The following is an 8,677-nucleotide window of genomic DNA, read 5'->3' as shown; positions in this document are numbered from 1 at the left end:
CTCCATGGGAATGCAGAGTGGGGACTGGTGCCTGAGTACGTTGATAGGGTAGGAGGTCAAGACACTATTTTGAAGAATCCGGATACTTCAGTCATACCCAATAGTGGATATGAACAATACGATATCGCACAGAAGGTTCTCTGGCAAGCTGCTGATAGTACCTCTTTGCTTTTCAACGTCCAGTATTCGACCTCGTCTGAAGTACCGAGAAGTGACCAATTGGCAACCTATCGGGATGGGCAATTGCGTTATGCGGAATGGAGCTATGGGCCACAGGAGAGGGTGTTGATCTCATCGGAACTCGACATTCTGAGTGACAATGAGCTCTTTGATAAATGCGATCTGATCATCGCATATCAACACATCGGGGAAGACCGTATCACGCGAAACTTCGGAGACCCATGGAGATTCGTTCGACAGGAGGATGTGGACGTGTTCTCAGTCAATGGGGATTTTATCAAACGTATAGGAAACAAGGATGTTTACTTTGGTTTCGAAGCGACCAACAACACCGTTGAATCGACCGCCTACATGGAGCAGATCGAAGAAGGCACGCGTGAAGCAGGGCCTACTCGATATCCAGACGGTGGTAGCAGGATGAGCACGATGGCCGCATACGCTTCACTCAATGCCAAATTGAATGGGACATGGGTGTACAATCTGGGCTTGCGCTATAGTCATGCCTATTCCAACTCCAAGTTCAACCAGAGCGGCTTCTATGAGTTGCCTTTTGATTTCATCCTATTCGATTCGGGAGCCCTAACAGGGTCGACCAGTCTGCTCTGGCACCCGAGCGAGACCTGGGAGATAGGAGCATCAGCATCTACCGGATTCCGTTCACCCAATGTCGATGATTATGGAAAGGTCTTCGAGCGAGCGGGAATCGTGGTGGTGCCAACGGATAATCTAGAGGCAGAATACACCTGGAACGGAGAACTACGGGCTACCAAGAAGGAAGCAGAGGGAAGATATCAGTTCGAAGTTGCTGGTTTCTACACCCTGATAGATAAGGCCATCGTACAAGTACCCAGTACGCTCAACGGAATGGACTCGCTGGAATATGAGGGTCAGATGGCCCGGATCGCAGTCAATGCCAATGCAGAGCAAGCATACATCTATGGATTAAGCAGCTCGCTCACCCTGGTCCTGCATCCAGATTGGACCTGGATGACCACGGCCACTAAGACCATCGGGGAAGTGAAAGGAACCGATGCTCCATTGGCCCACATCCCTCCCTTCTTTGCCAGAACGGGAGTGGATAGAAGTGGAGAGAAGACCGGATACGGTGCCTATGTCATCTATAATGACACCAAGACCTCAGGGAACATCGCGCCTGGGCGTATAGATAATGCCGACCAAGGTCTGGATGGCGCCTTTCCCTCATGGTACTCGATCAATGCCTATGTCAACTTCAAACTGGAGAACGGGCTCAGGCTCTCCCTCTTTGTTGATAATCTGACCGATGTACACTACAAGGCCTTTGCCTCAGGCATTTCAGCACCTGGACGAAATCTCGGATTCAGCTTGACCTGCGACATCTAGGACTGGGCCTAATCCGTACATTTGGTCCATATCAACAGCCCCCACCCGCAATGAGATTCATAACCCCTTCGGTCCTCTGTGCCGGCATCCTCATGGTTGCTTGTGTTTCGGATGACCAAGAAGCTCCTACCATGACAGAAACGATAGCTCCTCAAGCCGAAAAAGTACCAGAACAACTGACCATGCATGGGGATACCCGTGTAGACGACTACTACTGGATGAAGCTCAGTGATGAGCAGAAGAATGCTGAAGAAAAGGACGAACAGACACAGAAGGTCGTCACTTATCTAGAGGCGGAGAACGAGTACACAAAAGGGGTTCTTTCCTCTACCGAAGGATTGCAACAGAAACTCTATGATGAGATTGTAGCCCGGCTCGACCCCAATGATCAATCTGTGCCGGTCAAGGTCAACGGATATTGGTATTATTCCAGATACGAAGAGGGCAAGGAGTACCCTTTCTTCTGCAGGAAAAAAGAAAGCCTGGATGCAGATGAGGAGATCATGCTCAATGGCCCGAAGATGGCCGAAGATCATGCCTACTTTGCTATAGGCGGACGCAGCGTAAGTGAAGACAATCAACTTCTGGTCTATGGCGTGGACACCGTGTCACGTAGACAGTACACTCTTTATGTAAAGAACTTGGAGACCGGGGAGACCCTTTCTGACAAGATTGAGAACACCACCGGAGGGGCCACCTGGGCCAATGACAATAAGACGATATTCTACACGGTCAAAGACCCTATGACCTTGCGCTCATACCGCATCTACAAGCACAGACTTGGTACCGATCAATCTGAAGATGAACTGGTCTACGAAGAGAAGGATGAGACCTATGGCACCTTCGTGTATAAGTCCAAGAGCCGGGAGTATCTCATCATCGGTTCCTACCAGACCCTCGCCAGTGAGTACCGCATCCTCTCTGCCGATGATCCCGATGGGGAGTGGAAGGTCTTCGAACCTCGGCAGCGGGACCATGAGTATCGCATTGCCCACTATGAGGACCACTTCTACGTGGTGACCAACTGGGACGCTAAGAATTTCCGCCTGATGAAGACTCCCGTCAATGCCATCGGTCGCGACAACTGGACCGAAGTCATCGCTCATAGGCCAGAGACTTTGCTTGAGGGCATCGAGATATTCAAAGAATTCCTGGTCGTAGAAGAACGCACTGCCGGACTCAATCAGATCAAAGTACAACGTTGGGACGGGAGTAAGGAGTATTATATGGAATTCCAAGACCCAACCTACACGGCCTATGTCAGTGCCAACCCGGAATTCGACACCCAGATACTGCGTTATGGCTACTCGAGTATGACCACTCCGAATTCTGTCTATGATTTTGACATGGTATCCAAGGAGCGGGAATTACTCAAGCAACAGAAAGTACTCGGAGGTGAATTCGACCCGGAGAATTATACTTCAGAACGCCTGATGGTCAAGGCCGATGACGGGACCGAAGTCCCTATGTCCATCGTTTACCGCAAAGGATTCAAGAAGGATGGGACCAACCCGGTCCTATTATACGGTTACGGTTCCTATGGGAATAGCATTGACCCCTATTTCAGCTCGGTAAGATTGAGCCTATTGGATCGTGGGTTTGCCTTTGCCATTGCCCATATACGAGGCGGACAAGAGATGGGCAGACAGTGGTATGAAGACGGCAAGCTCCTTAAGAAGAAGAACACCTTCACTGATTTCATCGACTGTGGAGAGTATCTGCTGGAGAACGGATATACCAGCAAGGATCACCTGTATGCCATGGGAGGAAGTGCCGGAGGACTACTGATGGGTGCCGTGATCAACATGGCCCCGGATATGTGGAATGGAGTAGTGGCTGCCGTGCCCTTCGTAGACGTGGTCACGACCATGTTGGATGATGATATCCCACTTACTACTGGCGAATATGACGAGTGGGGAAACCCCAATGTCAAAGAATACTACGACTACATCAAGTCCTATTCTCCCTATGACAACATCAAGCAACAAGCTTATCCCAACCTGCTGATCACCACCGGGTATTGGGATAGTCAGGTGCAGTATTGGGAACCCGCTAAATGGATCGCCAAACTGCGCACCCATCACCAGGGCGACAACCTGCTTCTCCTCCATACCAACATGACTGCAGGACACGGAGGAGCGAGCGGTAGATATGAGCGCTTCAAAGAGGTGGCACTCGAGTATGCATTCATGTTCTACTTGGAAGGGATAGATGCTTGAGGTAGGTACACAGAAGAGATGGTCGGTCAAGAGCGCTCCTCCCGATGAGGTGGTTGATACCCTTGCTGATTCCCTTAACATCCGTCCCGTACTCGCCAAACTCCTCGTCCAACGTGGAATCGAGGATTTCGATGCGGCACGGGAATTCTTCCGTCCTGATCTGAACGCGCTCCATGATCCCTTCCTCATGAAGGATATGGATAAGGCGGTGAATCGATTGACAAGCGCGCTGGAAGAAGGTGAGAGGATCATGGTCTATGGAGACTATGATGTGGATGGCACGACCTCGGTAGCACTGGTCTATTCTTTTCTTAAGACACAGACAGAAGCGCTCATGTACTATATCCCAGACCGCTACGCAGAAGGGTATGGACTGAGTTTCAGAGGCATCGACCGGGCTCAAGATAACGGGGTCTCAATCATCATCACCTTGGACTGCGGCATCAAAGCCATTGACAAGGTCGAATACGCCCGTGAACGGGGTATCGACATCATTATCTGTGACCATCACAGACCGGGAGATCAACTACCGGCAGCTGTGGCCATTCTGGACCCCAAGCAGGATGATTGCACATATCCCTATAAAGAACTCTGCGGATGTGGAGTCGGTTTCAAATTCATGCAGGGACTCTGCATGAAGAATGACTTGGATACCTCTCCTCTTTTCGACCGTCTGGACCTATTGGCCACGGCCATAGGAGCAGACATCGTCCCTATTACAGGGGAGAACCGCATCTTCATGTATCACGGTCTGGAAAAGGTGAATTCCGACCCATGTGATGGGATCGGTGCCCTGAAACGCGTGGCAGATGTCAAGAAGAAAATGACCGTCACCGACCTGGTCTTCATCATCGCCCCGCGTATAAATGCCGCAGGCCGGATATCCCACGGAGAGCACGCAGTCGCCCTACTTACCTCCGATGACCACGATCGCATCACTGGCGTGGCGCAAGAGGTCAATAGCTTCAATGCAGAACGCAAGGAATTGGACAGGGCCATTACGGAGCAGGCCTTAGAGATGATCGGTCAGGACCCCGCTTTGGCACAAGCGAAGAGTACGGTGGTCTTCAAAGAAGATTGGCATAAAGGAGTGGTGGGGATAGTTGCCTCGCGATTGACCGAGACCTATTATCGCCCGACCATCGTATTGACAGAGAGTAACGGCAAGGCTACAGGATCAGCACGCTCTGTCAAACACTTCGATGTGTATGAGGCTATTGATGCATGTAGCGACCTGCTGGTCAATTTCGGGGGGCATAAGTATGCAGCCGGACTGACGCTGGAGCTGGATAAAGTAGATGCTTTCAGGGAGCGATTCGAAGAGATCGTGAACAGCACCTGCAAGCCCGAATGGCTTATTCCAGAAGTGAAAGCCGACCTCGAATTGGATCTGGATGATGTAGACCGAAAATTCTTCAATGTCATCAGACAGATGGCCCCATTTGGCCCAGGAAACATGAAACCGGTCTTCTTGAGCAGGAACTGTCAGGCCAGATACCCGAAAGTGGTGGGACAGACCCATTTGAAACTACAGGTCTACCAGCGCGATGCCCAACGCGCGCTCAACGCCATCGCATTCAGTCATGGAGACAAGCTGGACCTGGTCGATTCAGGTCATCCATTCGACATACTCTACACGGTAGAGGAGAACGAATGGAACGGAATGGTCAGTCTGCAGATGAATGTGAAGGACATAAGGCCTGCAGAGTGAAAGAAGGACTATGGGACATTCACATGATCACCATAAGCACTTCCAAGACACCACGAATATCCGGGCGGCTTTCTTTCTGAATCTCACCTTCACTCTCATCGAGGTCGCTGGAGGGGTCTGGACCAACAGTGTGGCCATTCTCTCGGATTCATTACACGACCTAGGAGACACCCTTTCACTCGGGTTGGCATGGTACTTCCAGAAATTGTCCAACAAAGGCAGGGATTCTCGCTTCTCTTATGGCTATGTGAGATTCTCTGTGCTAGGTGCCCTGATCAACTCCTTCGTTCTATTGGTCGGTTCGGTCTTCATTCTATATGAGACCATTCCTAGGCTTCTGGCCCCGGAGGAGACCCATGTCGAAGGGATGATGCTACTGGCCGTTTTGGGGATATTATTCAACGGAGCAGCAGTCTTGAAATTGAAGAAGGGCACTTCGCAGAACGAGCGGGTCGTATCCCTTCACTTGATGGAAGATGTACTGGGTTGGACGGCCATCCTCATCGGGTCCATCATCATGTACTTCTACGATCTGCCCATCATCGACCCTATCCTCTCTCTGCTCATCGCTATCTACATCCTGTCCAATGTCTACAAGAACCTGAGAGGAGCCTTGATGACCTTCTTGCAGGACGTCCCTGAAGAGATAGACATCGACCAGATACGCAAGCTCTTGATGAAGCACGATACGGTGGTATCTGTACATGATCTGCACATCTGGTCCATGGATGGGGAGCATCATGTACTTACAGCCCATGTGGTGGTGCCTCAGGATATGGCACCGGTCGATGTGGAGTCGCTGAAGAAGTCCTTACGGGAGGTGCTCCATGCTGAGCAGATCGATCATGCAACCTTGGAATTCGAGCCCGAAGGGACCGATTGTGAGTACAACGATTGTTGAGTGACCTTGGTCTATCGGCCTCTTTTGGAGACCATCCACACCCCCGTGAAGATCATCAGCGTAGCACCTAGCATGGGCCAGGTGAAGACCGGCTTATCCATCCCATAGGTGCCTAGGTAGAAGAAAAGAAGTCCGAAGAGTCCTGCCAACACGGGCTGCAAGTAGATATAGCTACTCACTACATTGGGGCTGACCTTGCTCAAGGCATAAAGGTTGAGACCATAGGCCAGAACGGTCACGGCAAGCACCACATAGACCATGCTCCAGATAGATGTGCTACTGAGAGTCGACCATTCCACTTCTGAGAATTGCACCCAGCCGAAGGGGATCACGTACAGCAATCCGAACAAGAAGACCCAGGAGATGACTGTCAGCGGCCGGTACTTGAGCATCAAGGGCTTGACCATGACCAGATAGACTCCGAAAGAAAGGGAGTTGATGAATATCATCACATCCCCCTTGATACTCGCTCCCCCGACTCCGCTCCTCCCAGTGAGCAGGATCAAGGTAGTAGCTCCGATGAAGCCCAGAGCAACTCCTAATGCGCGCCTTTTTGTTATCCGCTCCCCTAGTATCAGGCTCGCCATGACAAGCACCATGATCGGATTGGTGGTCATGATGATGGCGCTATTTATCGGGCTGGTATGATTGAGGCCATTGAAAAAGAGCAGCTGGTTCAAAGCCACACCGAAAATGGCCGCGACAGCTATTCGCAACAAGTCCTTCCGCTCGACCTTTTCCCAGCTCATGGACAAGAAGATCCAGAAGACCAAAACCGCCCCGATGACCCTGAGCAGGATGAAGCCACTGGGCCCGATGATATCCGGCATAAGCCCCTTGGCCACCACATAGTTGGCACCATAGATACAGTTGACCGCAAGCAGGGCGAGGTGGGGAAGGACGGAAGACCTATTCATGACCTGGATCAGATAGATCATTATCCACACGGCCCTTTGCTTTGCCCATCCCGCATGAGTGACCCGCAGAGCCTCCCGGATAAGCGGAAAAGAAAAGCCCTAGGGCGCAGCAAAGAGATATGCTCGGGGTGTGCTGCATGATTCAGTCTTGTTGCACCGCCTTCTTGGCAGCTTCCACGGTCTTCTTCGAATTCCCGACAAAGACTTCATCTCCAATGAGTATAAAAGGTCGTTTCAAGAAAGTGTACTCCTCTAGCATGTACTTGCGATAATCCCGTTCTGACAGTTCCATCTCATTGAGGCCCATCGAGCGATACTTCATGGCCCGTTTGCTGAACAGAGCCTCATAGCTGCCCACCTTTTCTTTGATCGCATCCAGTTCCGAGGGGGAGATATTCTTCCCTTTGATGTCTTGCAGTTCGAAGTCGGACAGATCACCGAGTTCATTCATGATCCGTTGACAGGTGCTACAGCTGGAGAGGAAATAGATCTTGTTCATAGCTACGAATCTATTCCAAGCCCGCTAGAATCCACCTTCCAAACACAACTAAACCATACCTTCACCCGGTATGTCAGAGCAGCTGCAAGAGGAGGACATCAAGAAGCAGTTGAGCATTCGCAAGGTGCTCGTACCGGTGGTCATAGGCCTGCTGGCTGCCGGATATATGCTGTACTCCAGTCTTACGGCTGTGCGCTATGAGCCCAGTGACACAGGCAGCTACGAGTGGGTGGATGCTGATGGGGACGGGAAGGTCGCATTCAATGTGGATGAGGAATTCAGGATATCTGAGGATGGCTCCTACGATCGCATCACCTATCGCGATACGCTTCGCAAGATCGATTGGACGGGGACGGCCATGTTCTTCTTCTTTCTGGCGATCGTCTGTCTAGTGATTCGGGTGGGCGGCTATATAATCCGCCTGCGGGTATTGAGCTCCAAGCAGTTCTCATGGAGACAATGTTTTGATATCGTCTTGCTCTGGGAGTTCGCTTCTGCCCTCACTCCAAGTGTAGTTGGAGGATCGGCAGTGGCCATCTATTTTCTCAATCGCGAGGGCATGAATCTAGGAAAGAGCACGGCCATCGTTATGGTGACCGCTATGATGGATGAGATCTTCTATGTATCCATGGTACCACTGATCATGATCTTTGTTGGGGTCCACGGGCTATTTCCAGAGAACTGGGAACAGACGCTGTTCGGAATGACCCTCACAGCAGAAGGTCTGTTCTGGGTCGGGTACCTCTTCACATTCACCCTGCTGATGATCCTGGTCTACGCGGTATTGATCAATCCTCGTGCATTCCGCTATGTGTTGATCAAGCTGTTCAGTCTACCCTTCCTACGTAAATGGAGATACCGCATCGTGGCCTGGGGGAACGATCTCAT

General features: G+C 51.1%; 7 protein-coding genes. 5 read left to right on the top strand and 2 right to left on the bottom strand.

The features are described 5' to 3' along the window. The first annotated feature begins 27 nt into the window (after positions 1–27). From HKN79_03605 to HKN79_03590, 4 genes are all read left to right on the top strand, one after another. Entirely contained in the window at positions 28–1,542 is a 1,515-nt protein-coding gene (locus HKN79_03605) for a TonB-dependent receptor (protein NNC82638.1), read from the top strand. Positions 1,543–1,673: 131 nt separating this feature from the next. Continuing rightward, a complete protein-coding gene (locus HKN79_03600) occupies positions 1,674–3,761 on the top strand; it encodes a S9 family peptidase (protein ID NNC82637.1) in 2,088 nt (695 codons plus the stop codon). Then, positions 3,754–5,472: a single-stranded-DNA-specific exonuclease RecJ gene (recJ, locus tag HKN79_03595; protein NNC82636.1), complete on the top strand. Its 1,719-nt coding sequence runs from the start codon at positions 3,754–3,756 to the stop codon at positions 5,470–5,472. The genes HKN79_03600 and recJ overlap by 8 nt, the downstream gene beginning before the upstream one ends. 10 nt (positions 5,473–5,482) lie before the next feature. Beyond that, positions 5,483–6,373: a cation transporter gene (locus HKN79_03590; GenBank protein ID NNC82635.1), complete on the top strand. Its 891-nt coding sequence runs from the start codon at positions 5,483–5,485 to the stop codon at positions 6,371–6,373. Positions 6,374–6,384: 11 nt separating this feature from the next. On the opposite strand, the gene HKN79_03585 is transcribed toward HKN79_03590, so the two are convergent. Further along, positions 6,385–7,290, bottom strand: coding sequence for a DMT family transporter (locus tag HKN79_03585; GenBank protein NNC82634.1), 906 nt, complete (start codon positions 7,288–7,290; stop codon positions 6,385–6,387). 142 nt (positions 7,291–7,432) lie between these two features. Beyond that, on the bottom strand, positions 7,433–7,789 hold the full coding sequence (locus tag HKN79_03580) for a hypothetical protein (GenBank protein ID NNC82633.1): 357 nt from the start codon (positions 7,787–7,789) through the stop codon (positions 7,433–7,435). A gap of 70 nt (positions 7,790–7,859) precedes the next feature. Here HKN79_03580 and HKN79_03575 point away from each other — a divergent pair. Continuing rightward, positions 7,860–8,677: flippase-like domain-containing protein (locus HKN79_03575; protein NNC82632.1), on the top strand; the 818-nt coding region annotated here is incomplete at its 3' end.

It is taken from the genome of Flavobacteriales bacterium (genome assembly GCA_013001705.1).
Taxonomy (GTDB): domain Bacteria; phylum Bacteroidota; class Bacteroidia; order Flavobacteriales_D; family JABDKJ01; genus JABDLZ01.
The sequence above is the reverse complement of the archived record's forward strand: the minus strand, read 5'-3'. Positions and strand labels throughout refer to the sequence as shown.

Coding starts and splice junctions, on each gene's coding strand:
- HKN79_03600 (NNC82637.1), top strand. CDS start 1,674: ATGACAGAAACGATAGCTCCTCAAGCCGAAAAAGTACCAGAACAACTG.
- recJ (NNC82636.1), top strand. CDS start 3,754: ATGCTTGAGGTAGGTACACAGAAGAGATGGTCGGTCAAGAGCGCTCCT.
- HKN79_03590 (NNC82635.1), top strand. CDS start 5,483: ATGGGACATTCACATGATCACCATAAGCACTTCCAAGACACCACGAAT.
- HKN79_03585 (NNC82634.1), bottom strand. CDS start 7,290: ATGAATAGGTCTTCCGTCCTTCCCCACCTCGCCCTGCTTGCGGTCAAC.
- HKN79_03580 (NNC82633.1), bottom strand. CDS start 7,789: ATGAACAAGATCTATTTCCTCTCCAGCTGTAGCACCTGTCAACGGATC.